The organism is Butyrivibrio sp., assembly GCF_024699075.1.
The window spans coordinates 1-24,476 of the sequence record NZ_JAILQF010000030.1 but is presented as its reverse complement, the minus strand read 5'-3'; the positions used below and the strand labels follow the sequence as shown (position 1 = coordinate 24,476).

20 protein-coding genes are annotated in these 24,476 nt (G+C 38.2%); 7 read left to right on the top strand and 13 right to left on the bottom strand.

Features of this window, described 5'->3' with window-relative positions; translation table 11 throughout:
* Positions 1–6: 6 nt before the first annotated feature.
* The 13 genes from K6G87_RS00995 to rpmH all read right to left on the bottom strand — a co-directional run bounded on the left by K6G87_RS00995 (position 7) and on the right by rpmH (position 13,297).
* The gene (locus K6G87_RS00995) at positions 7–717 is read right to left on the bottom strand and encodes a hypothetical protein (protein WP_296832647.1); all 711 of its coding nucleotides are present in this window, start codon (positions 715–717) and stop codon (positions 7–9) included.
* Between the two features lie 182 nt (positions 718–899).
* Positions 900–2,189, bottom strand: a complete 1,290-nt coding sequence (gene serS, locus K6G87_RS00990) for a serine--tRNA ligase (protein WP_296832645.1) — start codon at positions 2,187–2,189, stop codon at positions 900–902.
* Between the two features lie 196 nt (positions 2,190–2,385).
* The gene (locus K6G87_RS00985) at positions 2,386–2,907 is read right to left on the bottom strand and encodes a DUF4446 family protein (protein ID WP_296832643.1); all 522 of its coding nucleotides are present in this window, start codon (positions 2,905–2,907) and stop codon (positions 2,386–2,388) included.
* A gap of 95 nt (positions 2,908–3,002) precedes the next feature.
* Complete coding sequence (locus K6G87_RS00980; RefSeq protein ID WP_296832640.1) at positions 3,003–3,917, bottom strand: ParB/RepB/Spo0J family partition protein; 915 nt, start codon at positions 3,915–3,917, stop codon at positions 3,003–3,005.
* Between the two features lie 17 nt (positions 3,918–3,934).
* Entirely contained in the window at positions 3,935–4,708 is a 774-nt protein-coding gene (locus K6G87_RS00975; protein ID WP_296832638.1) for a ParA family protein, read from the bottom strand.
* Between the two features lie 447 nt (positions 4,709–5,155).
* Entirely contained in the window at positions 5,156–5,893 is a 738-nt protein-coding gene (rsmG, locus tag K6G87_RS00970; RefSeq protein WP_296832635.1) for a 16S rRNA (guanine(527)-N(7))-methyltransferase RsmG, read from the bottom strand.
* 336 nt (positions 5,894–6,229) lie between these two features.
* The gene (gene mnmG, locus K6G87_RS00965; protein ID WP_296832633.1) at positions 6,230–8,176 is read right to left on the bottom strand and encodes a tRNA uridine-5-carboxymethylaminomethyl(34) synthesis enzyme MnmG; all 1,947 of its coding nucleotides are present in this window, start codon (positions 8,174–8,176) and stop codon (positions 6,230–6,232) included.
* Positions 8,177–8,459: 283 nt separating this feature from the next.
* Positions 8,460–9,881: a tRNA uridine-5-carboxymethylaminomethyl(34) synthesis GTPase MnmE gene (gene mnmE / locus K6G87_RS00960; RefSeq protein WP_296832630.1), complete on the bottom strand. Its 1,422-nt coding sequence runs from the start codon at positions 9,879–9,881 to the stop codon at positions 8,460–8,462.
* Positions 9,882–10,058: 177 nt separating this feature from the next.
* Entirely contained in the window at positions 10,059–10,823 is a 765-nt protein-coding gene (gene jag / locus K6G87_RS00955; RefSeq protein WP_296832628.1) for an RNA-binding cell elongation regulator Jag/EloR, read from the bottom strand.
* A 25-nt stretch (positions 10,824–10,848) separates the two neighbouring features.
* On the bottom strand, positions 10,849–12,192 hold the full coding sequence (locus tag K6G87_RS00950) for a YidC/Oxa1 family membrane protein insertase (protein ID WP_296832625.1): 1,344 nt from the start codon (positions 12,190–12,192) through the stop codon (positions 10,849–10,851).
* Positions 12,193–12,220: 28 nt separating this feature from the next.
* A complete protein-coding gene (gene yidD, locus K6G87_RS00945; RefSeq protein ID WP_022753301.1) occupies positions 12,221–12,430 on the bottom strand; it encodes a membrane protein insertion efficiency factor YidD in 210 nt (69 codons plus the stop codon).
* A gap of 331 nt (positions 12,431–12,761) precedes the next feature.
* On the bottom strand, positions 12,762–13,103 hold the full coding sequence (gene rnpA / locus K6G87_RS00940; protein ID WP_022753300.1) for a ribonuclease P protein component: 342 nt from the start codon (positions 13,101–13,103) through the stop codon (positions 12,762–12,764).
* 56 nt (positions 13,104–13,159) lie between these two features.
* A complete protein-coding gene (gene rpmH, locus K6G87_RS00935) occupies positions 13,160–13,297 on the bottom strand; it encodes a 50S ribosomal protein L34 (protein WP_022753299.1) in 138 nt (45 codons plus the stop codon).
* Positions 13,298–13,872: 575 nt separating this feature from the next.
* On the opposite strand from rpmH, the gene dnaA reads away from it, so the two are divergent.
* From dnaA to K6G87_RS00900, 7 genes are all read left to right on the top strand, one after another.
* Positions 13,873–15,264, top strand: a complete 1,392-nt coding sequence (gene dnaA / locus K6G87_RS00930) for a chromosomal replication initiator protein DnaA (RefSeq protein ID WP_022756915.1) — start codon at positions 13,873–13,875, stop codon at positions 15,262–15,264.
* A gap of 272 nt (positions 15,265–15,536) precedes the next feature.
* The gene (dnaN, locus tag K6G87_RS00925; RefSeq protein WP_022756914.1) at positions 15,537–16,655 is read left to right on the top strand and encodes a DNA polymerase III subunit beta; all 1,119 of its coding nucleotides are present in this window, start codon (positions 15,537–15,539) and stop codon (positions 16,653–16,655) included.
* An 87-nt stretch (positions 16,656–16,742) separates the two neighbouring features.
* A complete protein-coding gene (locus tag K6G87_RS00920) occupies positions 16,743–16,958 on the top strand; it encodes an RNA-binding S4 domain-containing protein (protein WP_022753296.1) in 216 nt (71 codons plus the stop codon).
* Positions 16,955–18,058 (top strand): DNA replication/repair protein RecF, encoded by a 1,104-nt coding sequence (recF, locus tag K6G87_RS00915; protein ID WP_022753295.1) that lies wholly within the window; start codon positions 16,955–16,957, stop codon positions 18,056–18,058. Before K6G87_RS00920 ends, recF begins: the two co-directional genes overlap by 4 nt.
* Positions 18,059–18,094: 36 nt before the next feature.
* Entirely contained in the window at positions 18,095–20,044 is a 1,950-nt protein-coding gene (gene gyrB, locus K6G87_RS00910) for a DNA topoisomerase (ATP-hydrolyzing) subunit B (RefSeq protein ID WP_296832613.1), read from the top strand.
* A 145-nt stretch (positions 20,045–20,189) separates the two neighbouring features.
* Positions 20,190–22,871, top strand: a complete 2,682-nt coding sequence (gyrA, locus tag K6G87_RS00905) for a DNA gyrase subunit A (protein WP_296832611.1) — start codon at positions 20,190–20,192, stop codon at positions 22,869–22,871.
* Between the two features lie 922 nt (positions 22,872–23,793).
* Positions 23,794–24,476 (top strand): hypothetical protein (locus tag K6G87_RS00900; RefSeq protein WP_330669673.1); only part of this gene is annotated, 683 nt, incomplete at its 3' end.

The following is a 24,476-nucleotide window of genomic DNA, read 5'->3' as shown; positions in this document are numbered from 1 at the left end:
CAGGAATTAAGCTCTTTTCTTTGATGCAACCATTGCGATTCCTGCAATAGCTGCGAGTGCTGCAAGGTAAACAACGGGTGCCACATCACCTGCTGCTTCTGATCCGCCAAGGCCCTTAACGGTAAATGTGATCTCGATGTCCTTTGCATCTTTTGTAAGGCCATCAAGTTTCTTCAGATCCGGATGATTATTGTCATAAACATTCTGAAGTTCTACAGAGGCGTAGTCGCTGTCAGCCTCATAGTCGGCGATCTGGTGATTTGATACATCGATCGTCTTACCATCGATAACAAGTGAATCAACAACGATTGAAAAACCATTATCTGCATCCGGATCAAGAAGCTCTATATCAAGATCCGTGCTTACCATAAGCATGTTATAATCACTATCCGCAGTTGCACTGAAATCTCTGTCTTCGAACTGGGCACCCTTTACCGACACCGTATATGTTCCATCGCCTGTAATGACAGCATCGGTGAGCGTTCCTTCGCGGTACTCATGCTCGCTGCCGTTCCACCCCTGAATCTTGCTGTAGTCATAACCCGCATCATTGTTAAGTCCGTAAGAAGACTCATCCCAACTGTTACGGAACGCATAGCCGCTGGTCTGGAACTGAATATAAGCGTGATGCTCATCAGCTGCGGATACAGGAACTGCTGCAAGTGAAGCAAGCATTGCACCGGCAAGAACGCCTGTTGTTACTTTCTTGAAATTCATTTTCATTCCTCCTTGTGTTTGTGGCAGGATAATACACCCCGCCTCATAGTAATATTTATTCCAGTAAGGCGATTATAAAATGCTTTTTTCAAAAATGCAACAACTTTTTTGTGATTTTGTTATTTTTTTGTTACATTTCACTTAAGAAAGCCGCCCTGCCATGTATAATTTGCCCTTAATACTCACTTTTTGACAGGAATGAGGGCTGTTTTGCCTCCCATATAGGGCCTTAGAACCTCGGGAATGGAAACGCTTCCGTCAGCCCGAAGGTTGTTTTCAAGGAATGCTATAAGCATTCTCGGCGGTGCTACAACGGTATTGTTAAGGGTGTGCGCAAGATATTTTCCGTCTTTTCCGGAAACCCTGATGCCGAGCCTTCTTGCCTGAGCATCGCCTAGATTAGAGCAGCTTCCGACCTCAAAATATTTTTTCTGTCTCGGGCTCCATGCCTCGACATCGATGCTCTTCACCTTAAGATCTGCAAGATCTCCTGAACAGCACTCAAGTGTTCTTACAGGAACATCGAGTGAACGGAAGAGATCTACTGTGTTCTGCCAGAGTTTATTGTACCAGTTCCATGCATCTTCTGGCTTGCAGACTACTATCATCTCCTGCTTCTCGAACTGATGTATTCTGTATACGCCTCTTTCTTCGATACCGTGAGCTCCTTTTTCCTTACGGAAGCAAGGTGAATATGATGTAAGTGTATATGGCATCTCATCTTCAGGAAGGAGCTGATCTATGAACTTACCGATCATAGAATGCTCTGATGTTCCAATAAGATACAGATCTTCACCTTCAATCTTGTACATCATTGCATCCATTTCAGGGAAGCTCATAACACCTGATACTACGTTGCCATGGATCATGTAAGGTGGAATTACATATGTAAATCCTCTGTCGATCATGAAATCTCTGGCATATGCAAGCACTGCTGAGTGAAGTCTTGCAATGTCTCCCATAAGATAATAGAAGCCATTACCTGCTACTCTTCTTGCTGCATCAAGATCGATACCATTAAATCTTTCCATTATATCTGTATGATATGGAACTTCGAAATCCGGAACAACAGGCTCGCCGAATTTTTCGATTTCTACGTTGCATGAATCATCCTTACCGATCGGAACTGAAGGATCAATGATGTTAGGAATCTGATACATGATATTAAGGATCTTATCATCAACTTCCTTCTGCTTCTCTTCAAGCTCTGAAAGTCTTTCTGCATTCTTGGTAACTTCTGCTTTAACTTTCTCTGCTTCTTCCTTCTTGCCTTCCTTCATAAGAGCACCAATCTGCTTGGAGATTGTGTTTCTGCTAGCTCTAAGATCATCTGATTCCTGTTTGATCTGACGGCTTTCTTTATCAAGCTCTATTACTTCATCAACAAGTGAAAGCTTCTGGTCCTGGAATTTCTTTTTGATGTTTTCCTTTACCACATCAGGATTTTCTCTTAAAAATTTGATATCGATCATGACTATCTCCGTTTCATTATATATAAATTATTTATTTATCTTTTTACATGGCTTTTTATATGAAAAATATTTTTTATTCTATATATGTAAGTTGTATTAAGTATAAGAAATAAAAGTTATATTGCAAATTTTTCATAAAGAAAGATCTATAGCATTATCAACTACATACGATAGTTTTAATGCCGTTACATATGAATTATCGGCTCATTACGGCACTTTCAAGTGCTTTTCTTTCTTCTGTACCAAGTTCTATATCGGATCTTCCGTTCTTTATAACTTTGGTATAGGAATAGCATCCTTCATTACCATGTACTGAGTTTATTATATATCCATTATCTTCTTCGTCAAGAAGGGCAAGCGCATAAGATAGCTGTCCGCCCATCTGATTAAGTGCATCATATTTAACGATACCTATTTTCTGGAAGCAATGTCTCATTCTTTTATTTATATCTATAATATCATTTTTATTCTTGTCTGATGCAGCTTTCATGTACTGATTATCTTCGAAAAGCTCAACTATCTGATCTTCAAGACTTTCAGCATCTCTACCTGACATGAACTTTTTGATTCTCTTCTTCATCAGGGAAAGTTCTCTGCCCTGCTTTATTGTGAATATAAGGAGTATCAAAACCAGAACTATCAGTACTGCTATTGCTATTACATATATACCTGGATCTAGATTTGAAAGTCCAACATAATTTAATATAGTACTATTCATTTACTTTTCCTTCTTTTTTTCTGATTTATACATCATATTGTGATATATAGATTTTTATCGCTTGTATCAAAATGTCTTTTTAACCGTATGTCTTATTATAGAAGCAGCATGCGTGTGATTTTCTCAAGGTCGTCGTTGTTATAGAATTCGATCTCAATCTTACCGCCGCCTTCATTTCCTTTTGGTGTAATGGCAACCTTGGTTCCTGTCTTTTCCTTACATCTCTTCTCGAGATCTCTGTATATATTTTCAAGGTTCTTGTCTATTACTGTAGGCTGCTTTGGTGCGGGCTTTTCTTTGCCAATATCCTTTACAAGCTTTTCTGCCTGACGTACGCTGAGCTTTTCATCAAAGATCTTCTCTGCAAGTTCAAGCTGGAGCTTTTTATCTTCTACAGATATAAGTGCTCTTGCATGTCCACTTGTAAGTTTACCATCTATTATCATCTGCTGAACTTCATCTGATAATTTCAGAAGTCTCATTGAGTTGGTGATCGCTACACGAGACTTTGATACTCTGTCAGCTACTTCGTCCTGCTTTAAGTTGAATTCTGTTATAAGTCTGTGGAAAGCCTTAGCTTCTTCAATTGGATTAAGGTTTTCTCTCTGGATATTCTCGATGAGCTGAATCTCAACTATCTGCTGATCTGTAAGATCATTTCTTATTACAACAGGTACTTCTTTAACTCCTGCTGCTCTTGCTGCTCTCCAACGTCTCTCACCAGCTATTATTTCAAAATGATCATCCCTTGATCTTACAAGAAGTGGCTCAAGAATTCCTACCTGCTTGATAGATTCAGCAAGTTCCTGAAGAGCATCCTCATCAAACAGTTTTCTTGGCTGCTCATGATTGGGCTCTACTTTGGTTATCTTTATCATCTGTTTGGATGTATCTTTTGATGATTTATCTTCTTTAGTTATAGTAGCAACAACTGCTTCTTTTTTGGATTCTCCTGCCGGTATCAGACTATCAAGTCCTCTTCCAAGACCTCTTTTTGTTTTTACTGCCATATTCTTATCCCCTCTTTTTAGCGTTCATTTGCTATTACTTCTTCTGCGAGCAGCTTATATGCTTCTGCTCCTGCAGATTTTGGTTCATACAGATTGATTGGAAGTCCGTAGCTTGGAGCCTCTGCAAGTCTTATGTTTCTTGGAATGATGGTCTTGAACACATTTTCATCTATGTGATCTTTAACATTCTCCACTACCTGTAATGAAAGATTTGTTCTTGCATCGAACATTGTGAATACGACACCTTCCATTTCAAGTGTCGGATTAAGTCTTTCTTTGACAAGATTTACTGTATGTACCAGCTGGCTTAATCCTTCGAGAGCGTAATATTCACACTGAATTGGAACAAGAACTTTGTCTGCTGTGGTCATTGCGTTTACTGTCAGCATACTAAGTGAAGGTGGACAGTCTATGATAATGAAATCATAAGAATCTTTGACCTTATCAATTTCATTTTTAAGAATGTATTCCTTCTTATCTATATCGATAAGTTCAATCTCTGCTGCTGAAAGATTGATATTAGAAGGAATGATATCTATTCCAGGAAGGTCCTCGATTATATCATGTCTGATACATTCTTCTACTGTACTTTCTCCTATCATTAAATGATAGATGGTTCTGTCTATTTCATTCTTGTCTAAACCGAATCCGCTTGTTGTGTTTCCCTGGGGGTCTGCATCAATTACGAGAATTTTTTTGTTCTCTTCAGCAAGAGCTGCTGAAAGATTAATAGAAGTTGTTGTCTTTCCAACTCCTCCCTTTTGGTTTGCTACCGCTATGATTCTTCCCATATATCTCCCATTTCTGCGCCGATATTTTATGTTCTGATTCCAAAATGCACTTAATATAAAACACAAAAACAATCGCAAACGGCGCCTGCGATCTTCTTTTACTGGTTTTATTTGGAATCTATATTCCAAAATCCGGCATCTTTTAGTCCTTTAAAGTTTATTATCCGGATTTTTTTATGAAATTATGGTTTATAGCTATGAATTATAGCTTCAATCCTGTTTTTTGCCTTTAAAATAAGGCTTTTTGGACATAATAAATGCCTGTTTCACATGTTACTTAAACGCTTTTTAACAATGTTTCACGGCATAATTATACTAAATATTGATTATATTGTTTCACGTGAAACAAAGTTTTGTGCTTTTTTGGAATTACAAAGTTGTAAATTGGAATGTTTCACGTGAAACAAACAGCAAAATTTCAAAATCGAAAGTTTGAACTCTTATTTATTATAGAGGTTGTTTGGAAGGTAGTCCAGCTTTTCGAGGGTATAATTTTGGAGTTGGTTTTGATTTGTTAATTATTACAATAGATCTTTCTATATCTGAACCAGGCAAGAAAGTATTATTTACAGACTTTATAGAACCGCCAAGAGTTTTTATAGCGATTTTAGACAAATCAATTTCATCATTAATTTTGTTGCTTTTGTATGCAACAAAATGACCCCCTACTTTTACATAAGGAAGTATATATTCAGAAAGCGTTGACATATTAGCAACAGCTCTGGCAGTTCCGATATCAAATTTTTCACGTAAAACACCGCCCTTGGATTTAGAATAATCTTCTGCTCTTCCATGAACTGTTTCTATTGATCCGCCATCTTGGGTAAGTTCAAGTTCTTGTATGACTTCATTAAGAAAATTAAGTCTCTTATTAAGAGAGTCAAGAAGGGTAACTTTGAGCTGAGGGAATACGATCTTAAGAGGTATTCCCGGAAAGCCTGCACCTGTACCTACATCTATAAGAGTAAGGCCTTTTTTGGTGAAATCAAAATATGGTGCTGCCATTATGGAATCAACAAAATGAAGCTGACATACATCATTAAATTCTGTGATGGCTGTCAGGTTCATTACTTCATTCCATTTTACGAGCAAATTATAATATTTATCAAATTGCTCAAGCTGATGATCTGATAATTCTATTCCTATTGATTTGAGATCATTGATCATCTTAGTATAATCGTTCATATTATTCCTCTATAACGAGCACTTGTATAAGTCCGGCAAACCAAATATCAGATTCGGATTTACCGTCATGGCTATATGGACTCGTCTCAAATAGCCGTGCAAAAAAATTCTCATATCGATAAAACTTTTCACGCTAAACTTAAGATATAAAATGTAAATATTGATTTATAATAAATAAAGACTGGAATTATTATGGGTATTACAATCTATTATTTATTTTTGATATTATATGCTATATATTTTTTTATGTTATTTGTTTTTATAAATGCTATATGTTTTGATATATGTTACTAGTTGTTGATATATTATGATTCTTATATATTTTTTAATCTTTCATTATTTAGTAGCTTTATATACCGAATCTATATATACAATAAGTACAGAAACATCAGCTGGATTTACACCGCTGATTCGGCTGGCCTGACCTATATTAAGTGGCATGAATTTCTTCAGTTTCTGTCTTGCTTCTATTCTAAGACTTGAAACCTGATCATAATCAATATCAGCAGGAATAAGTTTATTTTCAAGCTTTTTAAATGCTGCTATCTGAGATTCCTGCCTTGTGATATAACCTTCATATCTTATATTGATCTCAACCTGATCAGTTACATCATGTGTAAGCTCAGGTCTATCAGGATCTATATCTGCTATAAGATCATAGGAAAGCTCAGGTCTGCATATAAGCTCAGCAAGTGTGCTTGCTGTCTTTAATGTAGATGAGTTGTGCTCAATCATAAACTTCTGGATATTAGCAGATGCTCCGACCTTGGTATTCTTAAGTCTTTGTATCTCGCTTTCAATCTGCTTTTCCTTAAGAATAAGGTAGTCATACTGCTCTTTGGTTATAAGGCCTGCCTCATAACCCTTTTTTCTTAAGCGAAGATCAGCATTGTCCTGACGAAGGAAGAGCCTGTATTCTGCACGTGAAGTCATCATTCTGTAAGGCTCTAAATTGTCCTTGGTTACAAGGTCGTCAACAAGAACTCCTATATATCCTTCACTTCTATCTATAGTAATATATGGCTTACCTGATAACTGTCTTGCAACATTGATTCCGGCATAAAGCCCCTGTGCAGCAGCTTCCTCATATCCTGAACTTCCGTTGAACTGACCGGCACTAAAGCATCCTCTGATTGTTCTTATCTCAAGAACAGGTGAAAGCTGGCCTGATTCAAGACAGTCATATTCTATTGCATATGCGTTCTTTACAATCTTACAGTTTTCAAGACCTGGAACTGATCTGTACATCTGAAGCTGTACATCTTCAGGCATTGATGAAGACATTCCATCGACATACATCTCATTTGTAAATGTTCCTTCAGGCTCGATAAATACCTGATGTCTTTCATGATCAGGGAACTTGACAACCTTATCTTCTATTGAAGGACAATATCTGGGGCCTACACCTTCAATAACACCTGAATACATAGGTGATCTTCCGATATTCTCTCTTATGATCTCATGTGTCTTTTCATTAGTATATGTAAGCCAGCATGAAACCTGAGGCTTTTGAACATCAGCAGGATCAGTTGAAAAAGAAAATGGTACAACAGGAGTATCTCCAAACTGCTCTGTCATCTTGGAATAATCAATTGAATTGCCATCCATTCTTGCAGGTGTTCCTGTCTTAAATCTTCTAAGTCCTATTCCTGCATTAATTAATGAAGCTGAAAGGTTATTGGAAGGCTGCATTCCGTTAGGACCTGTATATGTAATTGATTCTCCGCAGAGACATCTAGCTTTAAGATATGTACCTGTACAAAGAATTACTGCTTTACAGTTATATATACCGCCTGTTGCGATCTTAACTCCTGTAATCCTGTGCTTGTAACCTTCTTTATAAAGGTTATTACCAAATGCATCAACGCTATCTTTAGTGACTTCTTCTGTTATAAGCTCTACAACTTCAGCCTGCTTGATTGTAAGATGGTCCTGCTCTTCGAGCTTTTTCTTCATCAAAAGAGAATAAGCAAGCTTGTCTGCCTGGGCACGAAGTGAATGTACAGCTGGTCCTTTGGAAACATTAAGCATCTTGGACTGAAGGAAAGTTTTATCTATATTTTTGCCCATCTCACCACCAAGAGCATCTATCTCTCTTACAAGATGTCCTTTTGAAGAACCTCCGATGTGAGGATTACAGGGCATAAAAGCAATATTGTCGGCACTTACAGTAAATACAACTGTTTCAAGACCAAGACGTGCACAGGCAAGAGCTGCTTCACATCCGGCATGGCCGGCACCTATTACGCAAACATCAACATTATCAAATTCAGTATTAATCATAATATTCCTCAAGCTTTGGAAGTATATAAATTCAACATATACTTTCAGAAACAAATTATAAACTATATATAAGTAAAAGTTAAACTCGCAAACGCTTCGCTTTTTGCTCGTTATAAAATCACTGCTGACGCAGTTCTACGGGTACGGGGGTTATAACCCCGCACCCGAAATCAAGATATTTCCACCACCTAAAGGTGATGGATTATCTTGATTATTTTATATATGATAACTCAAACTTCGCACATAATAAACAATCAATGATTCTTACAAGTTTGAATATATGTTACTTTCCCATGCAGAATTTGGAGAATATCTCTTCGACGAGGTCATCTCCTACTTCTTCGCCTATTATTAGGCCGAGACTTTCATATGCATCATGTAGGTCTATTGTATAGAAATCTTCGCTAAGACCCTGATTTATAGAATCTCTTACAAGGCGAAGGGACTTATCAGCTTTCTCTAAAAGGCCTTTGTGACGAAGGTTTGTAATATATATTTCGTCTTCAGGAACAAGCTTTCCATTAAAGAAGAGATCACTGATAGCGCTCTTTAATTCATCTATTCCGTTTCCGAGAATCATAGATGTGGTGATAATTGGAACGTCAGATATAATACCAACAGTTTCCAATAGCTTTTTGATATTTTCTTTTGTAATGATAATCTCGTCTTCTTTGTCAGTCTTATTAAGAAGAACTATTATCTTTTTGTCCTTAACTGATGTGAGTATCTCTATATCTTCATCGTTGATCTGGGAAGTGGAATCTACCATATATAAGATAAGTTCTGCTTCCTTGGCGAACTTTCTTGCCTTCTCAACGCCGATTGCTTCTATCTTATCAGAGGAATTGCGGATTCCGGCAGTATCAATTACATGAAGGAGTATGTTATCAATCTTAACGTCATGCTCTATAACATCTCTTGTTGTACCTGCAATATCAGTTACGATCGCAGTCTCTTCTCCGGTAAGAACGTTAAGAAGAGAAGATTTGCCGCTATTTGGCTTACCAATAATAACCGTACTTAAGCCTGTAGCTCTGACTCTGCCTTCATCTGCACTTTTTATAAGGTTATCGCATTTTCGTATAAGTTTGTCGCACATTGGCATGATCCTGTCTGAATAATCTGTCAGATCATAATTCTCGGGATCATCAAGGGCAGATTCTATAAATGCCATCTCATAGATTATCTGCTTTCTCATATCGACTATAATATTGCGCATGTCACCGCGAAGCTGCTTCTCTGAATTACTAAGAGCAAATTCAGACTTGGCTTCGATTATATCCATAACAGCTTCTGCTCTTGTAAGATCAATCCTTCCATTTAGAAAAGCTCTTTTGGTGAATTCACCGGGATCTGCAAGTCTGCATATATTCTCATCTGATATAAGTTCATGCAATATCTTTTGCATGACCATTGTTCCGCCATGGGTATTAACTTCTACTACATCCTCTTTGGTATAAGAATGGGGAGCTCTCATAACAGAGACCATGACTTCATCTATGAGATTTCCTGATGCATCACAAAAATATCCAAAACGAATTGTTCCGTTTGCATGCTGCAAAAGATCAAACTCATGTTTTGAATTCTGGTAGAAGCGGGCTACATGGCTTATAGCTTTATCACCGCTTACCCTTATTATTCCTATACCTGCATCACTTGCAGCTGTAGCTATTGCAGCAATAGTATCGTCATTAGTATGAATCATAGGTATCCTCTAAATGTAATTATTATATTACCTGTATTATTTCTAACCGCAAAATACACCCCACTTATAAAAGCGGGGTGTATAAAAATACCAGTTGTTGGCCTGCCATATTCCAAATTTAACCATATCTTTCGTATAGTCAGATTCGAAAACTTCTAAATAAGAAGCTTGGCACTATTATTTCTTAAGAGTAATAACAACCCTGCGATATGGTTCCTCGCCTTCTGAATGAGTAGTTACATAACGGTCATTCTGAAGAGCTGAGTGAATGATTCTTCTTTCGTAGGGGTTCATTGGTTCAAGAGATACGTTTCTTCTGGTCTTTCTAACCTTGTAAGCGATATTCTTGGCAAGATTCTCAAGTGTAGCCTTGCGACGCTGACGATAATTCTCAGTATCTACCTTTACATGGATGTAGTCTTCCTTATCGCGGTTAACTACAAGTGATACGAGATACTGAAGAGAATCGAGTGTCTGACCTCTCTTACCAATGAGAACACCCATATCTGCTCCCTTAAGATCAATATTAAGAATTGTATTTTCTTTGTCAAAAGTAATATCAAGTTCAACAGGCATTTCCATTGCTTTGAATACATCTGAAAGAAATACTCTTGCAGTGGATATGATCTCTTCTTCATTAAATGAAGATGGTGCTTTTGTTTCTTCATTTGAAGATACTGTTTCTTCTCTGGTAATTACAGGAACTTCTTCTTTTAAAGGAGCTTCAACTTCTTTTTCTACAAAAGTGTTTTCGGCTTTAACATCCTGTTCCTTAATACGAGCTTTAATAATAGCAGGTTTTATTCCCATTCCGAGGAAACCTGCAGATCCTTCACTGACAACCTGATAATCAAGTCTGTCAGATGTAACTGATAACTGCGCGCAAGCTTCTGTTATTGCTTCGGAAACTGTTTTGGCAGCGTACTCTTTATATTCACTCATTATAAGTCTCCTACTCTACGATTAATTAGTGTGTTCTGTCGTATTCTTTTACCATATTAGCCGCATTTAAAAGTGAATCTTTGCGTGCCTTACCGGAATCATACAAAGCTCCGACTTCTTCGAGTCTTCTTGTACGATCATCTTCGGAAACAGAGCTTGTCTTGATCTCTTCATTAAATGCTGTGAGATTTCTGTTAGAGAAGTTAGCGTAGTTGGAAAGATCAGGTGTAAGATCTTTTCTCTTCTCGAGCTTCTTCTGATACTTGGCCTGGTTCTCTTCGATCATTGCATCGATATCGATCTTGTCGATACGGTGATTAACAATGATTGCAAGAATTGTACGAATAACAGCAGCTGCAATCCAGTAGATACCCATACCTGCAGGAAGTGTAAAACAGATCCATGCAGAGAAGATAGGCATTACTACGTTCATAGTCTTCATGGAATTCTGCATCTGAGCTGCAGGATCGTTAGGATCAAGCTTCTGGCCTGACTGAGTCATTGAAGTTGTAAGCTTAACTGACAGATACTGTGTCAGGAAAGCAAGTACAGGAACTATGACAGCAAGGATGATCGCTACAATAACACCTGCAGAAAATCCTGCAGAATGGAACTTCTCAATAGCTTCAGAGAACATGAACTGTGGTGAGTTGGAAATTGTAAGTCCAAGGAAGCTGTTCATTGTCTCTACATTAGAAGAAGTTGTGTTTATTGTATTAACAAGATCTGTGTTGCCTGTAGAAGAAGCCCAATTTGAAAGATCTTCCCAGTTTGCTGTTGAGAACTTGTTAAGGAGCTGAGCATAATAATCGCTGGATGTTCCATTTTCAGCCATCTCTTTTACAATGGCTGCAGCACTTGTTGAACCTGATACAAGGTTTGTAACCTGCTCAGAAGCAGAATCGCCAAGCTCTACAAGAGCACTTCCAAGTTTTGAAAATACGTCATTAACAGCAGGAACGTATTTTGGAATATTGTAAATAACTCGATACAGAGGAAGAAGGATAACCATCTGAAGAATCATCTGTACACAGCTACCTGACATTGATACGCCGTATTTGCCGTATACAGCCTGAATCTCCTGATTCATAGCCATCTGTGAATCTGTATCTTTCTTATTTTTGTACTTGTCCTGAATAGCTTTGATCTCAGGCTGCATCTTGGCCTGAAGCTTACTGAACTTCTGCTGTCTGTAAGTAAGAGGCAGCATAGCTACATAAATAATAAGTGTAAAAAGAATAATGGCAATACCGATATTGCCGACAGCAACGCTACCGTCGCTATTAGTAAATAACCCTGCAATTCCGGCCAGAACGATATAAATAGCGTTCATGATATAACCGAGAATTACCGCAATCCATTCGAACATTTAAGCAGTCCTCCGCTTACCTTCCCCCTCAGGGAACCGGGTCATATCCGCCGCTTGAAAAAGGATTGCACCTTAATATCCTCCAAAGTGCAAGTAATCCACCCTTAAAAGCGCCGTATTTGGTAACCGCTTCAAGAGCATATTCTGAACATGTCGGTATATAAGGACATTTAGTGCTCTTAAAAGGCGATATGTATTTCCGGTAAAACCTGATAAGAAAAATAAATAGTTTTTTCATGTGCACCTCCCATAAGTCAAGGAATGTCACATATTTTCATAGTTACATGCAGTAAATACTACAATAAGTAGCATAATCCGAAAAGTAATATCTTCATATAAGAAGTAAACATAATATAATAACCACAATTATAGAAATAATGATAAATAAACAATAATCATATATCTGTAATTAAGGTAACGATGATAAAAATATTAATTGTAATTAAAGTAACAATAATAAAGTAAATACAATATGGTTACCTTATATCTGCGTGGTAAACGATATTACGTTCAAAAGTTTAGAACTTCTCCATGTTCGCTTCTTTATATAAAAACACCTGCAACTACTTTCAGATCTGCTCATTATTTTGCATTAAATGAGCTTTTGCCATGAGCTTAAGGAATGAATCCTCCAGTGTGTGATAATCAGCATCTTTACTTGCTGATCTGGCAACGACTACGATGTTTAAACCACTATTAAACATCTGTTCATGTAGCCTCACGATCTCACGGATAAGTCTTGCAAAATGATGTCTTACAACACTATTTCCGATCTTTTTAGAGCAGGAGATACCAAGATAGCTATCTTCTGTCTGATTCTTCCACACATATACGACCAGATACCTATCTGCAATGGATCTTCCATTGTTATATACATTTTTGAATTCGTATGATTTTCTAAGTGATTTCATGTAATTAAAAAATAAGGCTACATTTATATAAAATGCAGCCTTTAAGTCAAGTATCCTTAAGCGGATAATCTCTTTCTACCTTTAAGTCTTCTGGCAGCCAGCACTTTTCTTCCACCTGGAGTACTCATTCTAGCTCTGAAACCATGTACTCTCTTGCGCTGAAGCTTATGCGGCTGAAATGTCATCTTTGCCATGTCTTATAACACCTCCTTTACCAAAATAATACACGTCCAAGATCCGGTAATGATAAGGTCTTGGATCTGGAAATAAAATCTGTTTCCCTGACAGGAAAACAGATTCGATAGGTCTGTAATAATTCCTGTGTGGAAAAAATCGTTCTAATTATATATAAAATCATCTTTTTAGTCAAGTATGATTATACGCAAAAATGTCCGTATATTACGGATTTAAAAAATTTGAAAAAAGTTATCCACAAAATAATTATCAATATCTTGTATATAAATTAATTATCCACAGCTAAATATGGATTATGTGGATAACTTGTGTTTTATTTGTTTTTTATAATAAAAATCCACAAATTGTGGAAAAAATGTGGATAAAGTACTTTTTTCAGATGGTAAAAAGTGGTGATAAGTGATTTTATCCACCTTTTTATAGTTGATTTTGTTCTTAACACGGTCAGTGTATAACTTTATAATAAATTTTTTTTATCAAAATTTAAAAAAGTTATCCACAATCCTGCAAAATTGATGTTTAGGTTTTTTTACGATAAAATTAATTTATTCTACTATAATTAATGGGGGAATCTATGTTATCCGACGAAATCACATCTATCTTAAATGACAGCTGGGATCATATTAAAGATGCCGTTAGAGAAGAATCAGGCATAACAGACATATCTTATCATACCTGGATCGAGCCTTTATCTTTCTATGAATATAACGGCGGCGTTGTTTTTATTCTGATACCTTCTGATAATTCAATCGCCCACAATTACATAACTACGCATTATCAGAACTTCTTTAAGGTGGCTATCTCTGAGCTTATAGGTGAAGCTGTTGATGTTTCCTTCGTCCTTCAAAAGGATGTAAATATTAATAATGAAAAGACATCAACTCCTTCTGCGGAAAAAGAGTCTGTATCCGAGAGTCAGAGCTATGAGAATTCAAATCTTAATCCAAAATACAGATTTGATACTTTTGTAGTCGGATCCAATAATAAATTTGCACATTCGGCATCTCTTGCAGTTGCTGAATCTCCGGGAGAAAGCTACAATCCTCTTTTCCTATACGGAGGTCCCGGACTTGGTAAGACTCACCTTATGCATTCCATAGGTCATTTTATCATGGAGCATAATTCATCTGCCAAGGTTCTATATGTAACATCAGAGGCTTTTACCAACGAGGTTATTGAATCAATCCGTTCAGGTAAGCAGGAATCAATGTCCAAGCTTCGTGAGAAATACCGCACGGTTGATGTTCTTATGGTAGATGATGTTCAGTTTATCATAGGTAAAGAGTCTACGCAGGAGGAGTTCTTCCATACTTTTAATGAGCTCCATCAGGCCGGCAAGCAGATAATCCTGTCATCTGACCGTCCTCCCAAGGAGATGGAGACTTTGGAAGAAAGGTTCAGATCCCGTTTTGAGATGGGCCTTATCGCTGATATCCAGGCACCTGACTACGAGACCAGAATGGCTATCCTTCGCAAGAATGCTGAGAATTTTGGCAATCATATAGATGATGAGATCCTTGAATATATAGCAACCAACATTAAGAGCAATATCAGAGAGCTTGAAGGTGCTTTCAATAAGATAATCGCATATTCGCGTCTTAATAATGTGGAGATCAATATTGATAATGTCAAAGAAGCTCTCAGAGATATCATATCTCCTGAAGAAAACAAGATCATAACTCCGCAGCTTATCGTCAATACTGTATGTGAACAGTACGGCATAAGGATAGATGATGTGGTATCAAGAAAGCGTAACTCTGAGATAGTCCTTCCAAGGCAGATCATAATGTATCTGTGCAGAGAGATGACTGATATCTCTTTGGAAGAGATCGGAAGGATCCTTGGCAAAAAAGATCATACCACAGTTATGTCCGGTATCAGCCGTATAAAAGGAAAGCTATCCACAGATGAGGATCTTGTTAAAAATGTGGATATAATCAAAAAGAAACTTGGACCCACATCATAATATTAAAAAAATTATAGATTAATTGTGAAAAATATACGCTAAATTCACATTGATAAGTCTTATTATCAACAGTCTTTTCGTTGTAAAAAAGCAAGTAAAATTGTATAATAATAAAGGTTTTGCACTTATCAACATTCTATAATAATTAGAATATTATTTTATTCTTTTTCTTTTTATCTGCACCGGAATTCATTCCAAAAGATTTTTTAGGTGGATAAAATTAATACCTACACATATAAACTTTTTATAGACAGAAAGGAAGTATCGGAGCTATGAAATTTGTATGCTCGAAATCAAATCTTGTTAGTGGACTTCAGATTGTTTCTAAGGCAGTGCCTGCAAAGACAACAATGTCTATTCTACAGTGTATATTAATTGACACTACAGAAGGAGTTATAAAGTTCATAGCTAATGATATGGAGCTTGGAATAGAGACTATAGTAGAAGGCAATATCCTCGACAGAGGTTATATCGCTATTGATGCAAAGATCTTTTTTGACATCATAAGAAAGCTCCCTGACAATGATGTAACTATCGAATCACAGAATACAGAAGGCAATATTAAAGTTACTATAAGCTGTGAGAAGGCCAAGTTCACTATCCTTGGAAGAAGTGGTGATGACTTCTCATATCTTCCTGCAATTGAGAGAATAGACGGAATCCAGATCTCACAGTATACACTTCGTAATATCATCCTTCAGACTATCTTCTCAATATCTGACAATGATACCAACAAGGTAATGGGCGGTGAGCTCTTTGAAGTAGACGGCAATATGCTCAAGATGGTATCTCTTGACGGACACAGAATCTCTATCAGAAGAGTTGAACTTGCAAGCAGCTATGGTTTTAAGAAAGTTATCGTACCTGGAAAAGCTCTTTCTGAAGTATCCAAGATCCTTACAGATTCTACAGAATCCATCGTAAGTATCTTCTTCACAGATAAGCATGTTCTGTTCGAGTTTGATAAGACTGTAGTTGTATCAAGACTTCTTGAGGGTGAATATTTCAATATCGATCAGATGCTCTCCTCTGATTATGAGACTAAGCTGACGATCAACAGAAGGGAATTCCTTGATTGTATAGATCGTGCTACTCTCCTTGTTAAGGAAGGTGATAAGAGACCTGTTATCATCTCAATTGAGGACGGATTCCTTGAGATGAAGATCAACTCTGCAGTAGGATCCATGGATGAAAAGGTTGATATCGATAAGCAGGGTAAAGATCTTAAGATCGGTTTCAATCCAAAGTTCCTTATCGATGCTCTTCGTGCAATTGATGATGATAATGTGGATATATATCTGGTTAATCCTAAGGCTCCATGCTTTATCAAGGATGCAGATGCAAGCTACACATATTTGATTCTTCCGGTTAACTTTACAACGGTGGACTAACGTACATAGAAATGCATCCATGCATTTCTGGACATATACTGACTACATCCTGAAGTCGGTACATAGAAATAAAAATAGAGGTTAGTAATGGATATAGTTAAGTTAAGAGAAACAGATGATTATATAAAGCTCGGACAGGCCCTTAAGAAGGCCGGTTATGAAGAATCAGGAGCTGATGCCAAGGAGGATATCCAGGCAGGTCTTGTAAAGGTCAACGGAGAAGTTGATACAAGACGCGGCAAGAAACTGGTTCCGGGAGATGTTGTTGAATACAGAGGCAGGAGTTTTAAGGTCGAAAGATGATTATTAAAAGGCTGGAGCTTTCAAACTTCAGAAACTACGAAGAACTTCATCTAGACTTTGATAAGGGTACCAATATCCTGTACGGCGATAATGCTCAGGGCAAGACCAATATACTCGAAGCAATATTCATGTCGGCAACAACCAAATCTCACAAAGGATCAAAAGACAGAGAAGTAATCAATTTTCAAAAAGATGAAGCTCATATCAGATCCATAATTGAAAGAGATCATGCAGAATACAGGCTTGATATGCATCTTAGAAAGAGTAAATCCAAAGGCCTTGCAATAGATGGTCAGAAGCTTAAAAAGGCAGCTGATTATGTTGGAAAGCTGAATGCAGTTTTTTTCTCACCGGAGGATCTTGCAATAGTCAAGAACGGCCCTTCGGAGAGGCGCAGGTTTATAGATCTGGAGCTGTGTCAGCTTGATGAGACATATCTGTACAATCTTACGAGATTCAATAAGCTTCTGGTTCAGCGTAACAAGATGCTCAAAGATATGTATGATCATCCGGAATACAGACCACTTCTGGATGTGCAGGATGATCAGATGATCATGTACGGAACTCAGATAATAAAGGCAAGGCAGCAGTTCATAGAAGATCTGTGCAGCATAATAGAGCCCATACATGATAAGCTTACGGGAGGCCGTGAAAATCTTAAGATTTTCTATGAGCCCAATGTAGCTGCAGACGATTATGAAAGCAAGTTAAAGAAAGTCAAAGACAGAGATCTGTTCCTGAAGCAGACCAGTGTAGGACCGCAGAAGGACGATTTCTCTTTTATTGTTAAGGGAGCATCACAAAACGAAGCTATAGATATCAGGAAATTCGGGTCTCAAGGCCAGCAAAGGACCGCTTCTCTCTCACTCAAATTGTCAGAGATTGAGATCGTCAAAAAGGCCAAGAAGGAAAATCCTGTACTGCTCCTTGATGATGTGCTATCCGAGCTCGATTCTAACAGGCAGAACTATCTGCTGGATACAATAGGTGATATACAGACCATAATCACCTGCACAGGTTATGACGAGTTCGTTAATCATAGATTTGAAATAAATAAGCTGTTTAAAGTAGTAAACGGAACTGTTACATCAGAGAACTGATTCCAAAATACAGCAGATAAAAAAAGAGGTTCATAAATGTCTAATAACGAAGAAGTACAGTACGGTGCGGATCAAATCCAGATTCTTGAAGGACTAGAAGCAGTTCGTAAAAGACCTGGTATGTACATTGGAACAACAGCCGCAAGAGGTCTTCATCATCTTGTATATGAGATTGTTGATAACTCAGTTGATGAGGCTCTGGCAGGTGCCTGCGACCATATTGAAGTTACAATAACACCCGGAAATACTATTATCGTAAAAGATAATGGACGTGGTATCCCTACAGGTATCAACCACAAGTCAGGACTTACAGGTGTTGAGGTAGTATTCACTATCCTGCATGCAGGTGGAAAGTTCGGTGGTGGAGGATACAAGGTATCAGGTGGTCTCCACGGCGTAGGCGCGTCAGTAGTAAATGCCCTTTCTGAATGGCTTGAAGTTAAAGTCAAACAGGGCGGCAAGATCTATATGCAGCGTTATGAAAGAGGTCATGTATGCTATCCGCTTAAGGAGATTGGTACATGCGAACTTGAAGATACAGGAACATGTGTAGAGTTCAAGCCTGATGCAGAGATATTCAGAGAGACAACAGTATTTGATTACAATGTCCTAAGGCAGAGACTTCGTGAGATGGCTTTCCTTACAAGAGGACTTAAGATATCTCTTACAGACGAGAGAATCCCGGAAGATGCTGAGATCAAGGAGCCAAGAGTTGAGCACTTCCACTATGAAGGTGGTATAAGTGAGTTCGTAGCTTATCTTAATAAGTCCAAGACTCCTTTGTATGATCAGATCATGTATTTCGAAGGCGACAAGAACGAAGTACATGTAGAAGTATCTGTTCAGCACAACGATGCATATAATGAAAGCATCTATACTTTTGTTAACAATATCAATACACCTGAAGGCGGTACACATCTTGAAGGTTTCAAGATCGCTACTACCAAGATATTCAATGATTATGCCAAGGCTCAGAAGCTTGTCAAGGAGACAGACGAGAACCTTACAGGTGAGGATATCCGTGAAGGTATGACAGCTATCATCTCTGTTAAGATAGGTGATCCTCAGTTCGAAGGTCAGACCAAGCAAAAGCTCGGTAACTCCGAAGCAAGAGGAGCTGTAGCAAGTATCGTATCAGAGCAGCTTACATACTTCCTGGAGCAGAATCCTCAGATTGCTAAGACTATCATTGAAAAGGCTGTTCTGGCTCAGCGTGCCAGAGATGCAGCAAGAAAGGCAAGAGATCTTACAAGACGTAAGACAGCGCTTGACGGACTGGGACTTCCGGGCAAACTTGCAGACTGTTCTGACAAGAATCCTGAGAACTGTGAGATCTTCATCGTTGAGGGTAACTCCGCCGGCGGATCTGCCAAGAATGCAAGAAGCCGTGCAACTCAGGCTATCCTTCCTCTTAGAGGAAAGATCCTTAACGTAGAAAAAGCAAGTGTTGACCGTATCTATGGTAATGCCGAAATCAAGACCATGATCACAGCATTCGGAACAGGTATCCATGAAGATTTTGATATATCCAAGCTTCGCTATGGCAAGATCATCATCATGACTGATGCCGATGTAGACGGTGCTCATATCGCTACACTGATGCTGACATTCCTTTACAGATTCATGCCTGAACTTATCAAGCAGGGTCATGTATATCTTGCACAGCCGCCGCTTTATAAGCTCGAAAGAAATAAAAAGACATGGTATGCATATTCTGATGAAGAGCTTAACAACATCATCGCTCAGGTAGGACGTGATCAGAACAACAAGATCCAGCGTTATAAGGGACTTGGAGAAATGGATGCCGAGCAGCTCTGGGAGACAACAATGAATCCTGAAACAAGAACTCTTCTTCGTGTAAACATGGATGATGACGCTGTTTCAGAGCTTGATGTTACATTTACTACTCTCATGGGTGATAAAGTAGAGCCAAGAAGAGAATTCATAGAAGCAAATGCCAAGTTCGTTCAGAACCTGGATATTTAATGATATAAGTCAGTATTCATGATACCTTTAAAGGAATCATAAATATAAGACACTGATAAGCATATAAGCAGAAATCTTTGGATTTTTTTCCAAAGAGATCACTAATCATGAAATAAGAACATGAAACAAGAAAAGGAAAATAATAATGGCTGACAATGAAAATCAGAACGGAATGAATTCCGGAAATGATCTTCCAGACGATGTCTTTGATCAGACAGAAGCGACCAATACGACAGATATAACGGAAGTAGATTTAAAGAAGACAATGGAGACCTCCTATATAGACTATGCAATGTCTGTTATAGCATCAAGAGCTCTCCCTGACGTAAGAGACGGACTTAAACCTGTTCAAAGACGTGTACTCTACTCCATGGTAGAACTTAATAACGGACCTGATAAGCCGCACCGTAAGTGTGCGCGTATCGTCGGTGATACAATGGGTAAATTCCATCCACACGGAGATTCATCCATATATGGTGCACTTGTATATCTTGCCCAGCCATGGAACATGAGATATTGTCTTGTTGATGGACATGGTAATTTCGGTTCAGTCGATGGCGATGGACCGGCTGCCATGCGATACACAGAAGCAAGAATGACCAAGATCTCAATGGAGATGGTAGCTGATATCAACAAGGATACAGTAGACTTCGTACCTAACTTTGATGAGACGGAAAAAGAGCCTTCTGTACTTCCAAGTAGAATACCTAACCTTCTTGTAAACGGAACAACAGGTATTGCCGTAGGTATGGCTACTAATATCCCACCTCACAACCTTCGTGAAGTTGTAAGAGCGATAAATCTTATGATCGACAATAAGGTTAATGAGGACAGAGAGACAGAGATAGATGAACTTCTCCCTATCATCAAAGCTCCCGATTATCCTACAGGCGGAATCATCCTTGGAACAAGAGGAGCTGAAGAAGCATACAGAACAGGAAGAGGTAAGGTAATCTGCAGAGCCGTAACAGACATAGAGCCTATGAACGGCGGCAAGAACAGGATCATAGTTACAGAGCTTCCTTATCTTGTTAATAAAGCAAAGCTTATCGAAAGAATCGCAGATCTTGTAAAGAACAAGAAAATCGACGGAATAACAGCTCTTCGCGATGAGTCTGATAAAGATGGAATGCGAGTTGTAATAGAACTTCGTCATGATGTAAATGCACAGGTTATGCTCAATAAGCTCTATAAGCATACAGACCTTCAGACATCCTTCGGTGTTATAATGCTTGCTCTTGTAAACAATGAGCCTAAGATCCTGTCACTTGATAAGATGCTCAGATATTACATCCTCCACCAGGAAGATGTTGTTACAAGAAGAACCAGATATGATCTTGGAAAAGCTGAAGAAAGAGATCATATACTGCAAGGTCTGCTTATAGCACTTGATAATATCGATGAAGTAATAAGGATCATCAGAGGAAGTGAAACAGTTCAGATTGCAAAAGAGCAGTTAATGGCTCGTTTCGGACTTTCAGAAGCACAGTCTCAGGCTATCGTAGATATGAGACTTCGTACACTGACAGGTTTGGAAAGAGACAAGCTCCAGGCTGAGCATGAAGAACTCCTCAAAAAGATCGCAGAACTCAAGGCAATACTTGCAGATCACAAGCTTCTTCTTGGAGTTATCAAAAAAGAGATCTCTGAAATTGCTGATAAGTATGGCGATGACAGAAAGACTCAGATAGGACATGATGAGGCTGAGTTTGAAGATGAAGACCTTATTCCTAACGTTAATACAGTAATAGCTCTTACATCTCTTGGATATATCAAGAGAATGGCAATTGACAACTTCAAGGCACAGAACAGAGGCGGTCATGGAATAAAGGGTATCAACACGATTGACGGAGACTATGTAACAGATCTTCTCATGACTACAACACATAATCATGTAATGTTCTTCACATCCACAGGTCGTGTGTATACAATGAAGACCTATAAGATTCCTGAAGCTTCAAGAACATCAAGAGGAACAGCTATAGTTAATCTCCTGCAGCTCGGACCTGATGAGAAGATAACAGCTATAATTCCTGTTGGAAGCTTTGAAGAAGGCAAGAACCTCTTTATGGTAACCAAGAAAGGTACTGTTAAGAAGACTCCTATCGAAGCATTTGCAAATATCCGTAAGAACGGACTTAGATGTATCAATCTTGAAGAAGATGATGAGCTTATAGAAGTAAAGACAACACGTAAGAACTCACAGATATTCCTTGTTACAAAGAATGGAATGTGCATAAGATTTAAGGAATCAGATGTACGTGCCATGGGTCGTGATGCTATGGGTGTACGTGGTATGATGCTCGACGGTGATGACGAGATCATCGGTATGCAGATAGATTCACAGGGATCATCACTTCTTGTAGTATCTGAGAATGGATACGGTAAGCGTACAAAGCTTGAAGAATTCAAGACTCAGTACAGAGGTGGTAAAGGACTTAAGTGTTACAGGATCATCGAAAAGACTGGTCGTCTTGTTGGTGTAAAGGCTGTCGATGACGAGCATGAAGTCATGATGATCACAGATCAGGGTACTATCATTCAGCTTAGAATGAGCGATGTATCAATTTACAGCCGTATTACATCAGGCGTAAGACTTATAAAGCTTGATGACGGTGCAAGCGTTGTAAGTATCGCAAAGGTTCGTGAGAAGGTATCTGACGGAAGCGTTGAGTATGAGAACATGGATGATGCCATGGAAGATACAGGCGAAGAAATGCCTGTTTCATCCGATGATGACTACGAATCAGAAGATATCGAAGAAAACGACTATGACTCAGAAGACATCGAGGACAGCGAAGAAAACGAAGAAGAATCAGATGATTGAGGATATCAAAAAAATGATGAAAAGTCAGATGATTTAGGATATCGAAAAAGATGAAGAGTCGTAAGATTGAGGACATCGAAAAAAGATGAAGAGTCATAAGATTGAGGACATCAAAAAACGATGAAGAGTTATAAGATTTAGGGTATCGAAAAAAATGATAAAGAATCAGAGGATTGATTCTTAAGATGAGGTCCCATGATATATGCAGCGCATATATCATGGGGCTTTTTTTAGATTAAGGTGGCGGATAAAGGATTGGGCTTGATCAGACAAGATATAAGTTATGTCCAGGCAAGGTCTTCCCACGAAAAAGAGGAAAACAAGGGTTTTCGTAGGAAAAAAATCAAGAAATAAGGCATTTTCGGGCAAGGTCTTCCCACGAAAAAGAGGAAAACAGGGGTTTTCGTGGGAAAAAAATCAAGAAATAAGGCATTTTCAGGAAAAAGCTTCCCACGAAAGAGGTGTAAACAAGGGTTTTCGTAGGAAAAAAATCAAGAAATAAGGCATTTTCGGGTAAGGTCTTCCCACGAAAGAGGTGTAAACAGGGGTTTTCGTGGGAAAAAAATCAAGAAATAAGGCATTTTCAGGAATAAGCTTCCCACGAAAATGAGGAAAACAGGGGTTTTCGTAGGAAAAAAATCAAGAAATAATGCATTTTCAGGCAAGGTCTTCCCACGAAAAAGGTGCAAACAAGGGTTTTCGTAGGAAAAAAATCAAGAAATAAGGCATTTTCAGGAATAATCTTCCTACGAAAAAGGTGTAAACAGGGCTTTTCGTAGGAAGGATAGCATATTTCAATTGCGAAGTTTGGATTTGGTAAATAAAGGAGGCAATCAGGCCGATATATATTTGTAGAAAGCGATTAGAAATAAAATTAGTAGCTGTCTTCTATTAACCTCACTCTTTATAAAGGAGTAAAGCCATGCTCAGAATAGGTCTGTTAGTATCCGATTTAAAAAATGAAGAAATATGTGATTTCTGTGCCGGTGCGATCCGTGCTGCGGAAAAGGAAGGCGTACTTCTTACTATAATGCCGGGAGGACGCTTTTGGTCTGATGAGCAGAAGAAAAATGATAATGAAAGTTTTGACTATCAGCAAAATGTAGTATTTGAATATATCAGCAGTGATAATTTTGATGGGCTATTAATAGACATAGAGACAATAGGTCAGGACATATCAGATTATGACAAAGAAAAATTCCTCGGCCAGTTCATTTCTGAAAAAATCCCGTATCTTATTTTATCTGATTTTGGAACATATAAAACTATAAACAATCCCTGGCTTAAGCATGATAGAAAGCAGGGTTATCAGGCAGTTCTTGATATTGAACATTATATTAAGATGGGTGAACTTCCTCTCCCATCCGATGATCTGTGCGTTCCGCCTATTGAGATAACGGCTGCTGATTCCATGAATCAGCTGGGACTCATAACAGAAAGGATACTTCTTACTTCAAGTGAAGGTGTAGATATTTTCAAAAAGATCATAAATATTCTGGCGCTTGGTGGTATCAAAGATGCAGTAATTCTCATGTATGGAGATGGTATACGTAATACGCCCAAAGAGCCGTGGATCATGCCTGAGAGAATGCTTGTTAAGGGGCT